Below are 2,610 nucleotides of genomic sequence, written 5' to 3' on the forward strand. Positions count from 1 at the left end.
CCTGTTCGCGATGTCCCCGGTCCAAACACCCCCTTGAGGGGGAGATGTCCGGCAGGACAGAGGGGGGCGTGAAGGAATGAGGCGGTCGTCAACTAGCTTCTCTCCGCCGTCCCGTCTAGATACTGCGTCAGCGCGCAGACCAGGTGATAGAAAATGCTGGCCGGAACGTCGGATGCCAAGGATCGGCCGCGCTCGTCGATGCGGTCGATCCACAGGCCGAGCGGCGCCGGATCGATGTGCCAGCGGAACAACCGACCGACGCGCGCCTCTATCTCCGGCTTGAGATCGGGGCCGCCTGAGCCATTCAGCGCAATTGCCGCCTTGACCGCTTCAGCCTGCGGCCAACTGCGTGACGCCAGGTCGAGCGGCAGGCCTTGCCGCGAGACCGCGCCATAGGCGAGGCCCGTGGCGCGGTTGAGACCGCTGGCGATTGCCGAGGCGTAGAGTTTTCTGGCGAAGCCGCGCAATTCGGCCTGGCCGCTGCGCTCGGCGAAATCGACCAGCAGCGAGGCCCATTCGAAATGATGGCCAGGCTCGGTCCAGAGCCCCTTGTCACCAGCGGCCGGCTTCCATTCGGCGTCAAAGTATTCGCCGAGCGTCCAGCTTTCAGGATCGAAGAAATGGCTGCGGAAAAGGTCGATGATGCGTGCGGCACGGCGCAGATGGGCACGCTCTCCAGTGGCCTGATGCCAGGCCAGGAACGCCTCGAGCAGATGCATGTGCGGGTTGGAGCGCCGCTCGCCCTCCCCGTCCGATGTTTCGAGGAACCCGGTCATGCGGCTGTCCTCGAGATGGGCATCGAGAAAGGCGAAGGTTTCCTCGCCGAGCCGAAGGGCATCGGGATTGCCCGACATATGTGCATGCGCCAGCGCCAGCAAAACGCAGGAATGGTCGTAGGCATCCTCCGTGGCATCGGCGACGGAGCCGTCGACATTCAGCGTGCGCACCCAACCCCCGCGGTCGGTGCGCCCCTTCCCTGCCATGAAGTCGATGCCATGTGCGATCAGCCGGTCGGCCGGACCGTCCCAACCGCGAGCGCTGGCGACGGCGAAGGCATAGACCTGCCTTGCCATGGTGCGCATGCGCTTGGGCTTCATCAGCGGCTCGGCGTCGAAACCCAGTGCCTCATGGAAGCCGCCGTGGCGCTCGTCGACACCTGATGTCGACCACAATGGCAAGGTTTCCTGAAACAGCCAATGATGCACGCGTCGCCGCCAGGCGCCGCTTTCAATGACGCGATCATGGGCAGGCGTGAACCGTGTTTCGAGCCGGCCATTCTTCTCGAGTTGCTCGACGATCTTCTTGACATGCTGGCTGTGGCTGACCGGAGCGATGAAAGTGGCGTCAGCGGTCGAAACGATGGCAACGTCCTTCATGCCGATGGCGGACAACAGGCGACCGTCGCCGCGGATGTACGAATTTTCGCAATCAATGGCGACGACATCGCCGACAATGACATTGCCCCTGCTGTCGGACGGGCCGACATCGAGCAGTGATTGCCAGGAACCAAGATCGTTCCACCGGAAACCGGCCGGCACCATCGCGATGTCCTTCGCCCGCTCCATGATGGCGTAGTCGATCGAGTTGGACGGAATGGCCGCGTAGAGTTCGAGCGGCATATAGAGGCCTGACAGATCCGATGTCGCCGCCCTGTAGGCTACTTCGGTGGCCTGCCAGATGTCCGGCTGGAAGGCGGCAAATGCATCTCGCATGGCGCTGGCGCGAAACAGGAAGATGCCGGTGTTCCAGTAGAAATTTCCGGCTTTGAGATAGCCTTGCGCAGTCGCAAGGTCCGGCTTTTCGACGAAGCGTGAGACGTCGAAGATGCCGCCACTTTCGGCCGCGACCTCGATATAGCCATAGCCGGTTTCGGGTTGCGCCGGCTTTATGCCGAACACCACAAGTCGGCCTGCGCGTGCCGCCTCGGCACCCGCCTCTATGCTCTGCCAGAATTGCCTTGCCGTCGATATTTCGTGGTCCGACGGCACCACCAGGACCAGGCTGTCGCCGAACTCGGACAAAGTGCGCAGCGTCGCCAGCGCGACGGCGGCAGCGGTGTTTCGCCCCGTGGGCTCGAACAGCGGACCGCCACCGGCGAGATCGAGGCCGGCAAGATCGGCATGCACACGTTCCGCATGGCGCTCCGCCGCGATCAGGAAGATCGGCGTTTCGCCGCCGGATCTTGCCGCCAGCCGACGCAAGGTCTTGGCCAGCATCGAGCCATCGCCCGACAGGTCATGGAACTGCTTGGGATTGTCCTCGCGTGACAGCGGCCAGAGCCGCGAGCCAACGCCGCCGCTCATGACAAAACTGACAATTCGATCGGTCATTCAGGTCTCGTATTCAAAAAAGCTGCGGTTGGCGCCCGACACAAGCCTTTAGCCCGTGTTCGTCCAGTTGGAAATGCGGCAACTCCTATCGGTTCGAGATGTCGACAGGGATCGGTTCTGCGACATTTCCACTGGTGATGGTGGCTTCGGCCTCATGCGTCGAGATCGAGGTCAGGCTGGCCGAATCACAGCTCAGAAAGTCTGGTTATAGGCGCCGACTTCGGGGCTGCGGCGCAGCACGGCGTCGACGGCCTCGAACATCTGCCGGCGACGCTGCGAC

1 protein-coding gene is annotated in these 2,610 nt (G+C 63.1%); it reads right to left on the reverse strand.

Features of this window, described 5'->3' with window-relative positions:
- Positions 1–92: 92 nt before the first annotated feature.
- Positions 93–2,330 (reverse strand): mannose-1-phosphate guanylyltransferase/mannose-6-phosphate isomerase, encoded by a 2,238-nt coding sequence (locus tag X741_RS136490; RefSeq protein ID WP_023781033.1) that lies wholly within the window; start codon positions 2,328–2,330, stop codon positions 93–95.
- Positions 2,331–2,610 lie beyond the last annotated feature (280 nt).

It is taken from the genome of Mesorhizobium sp. LNHC221B00 (assembly GCF_000502935.1).
Taxonomy (GTDB): Bacteria; Pseudomonadota; Alphaproteobacteria; order Rhizobiales; family Rhizobiaceae; genus Mesorhizobium; species Mesorhizobium opportunistum.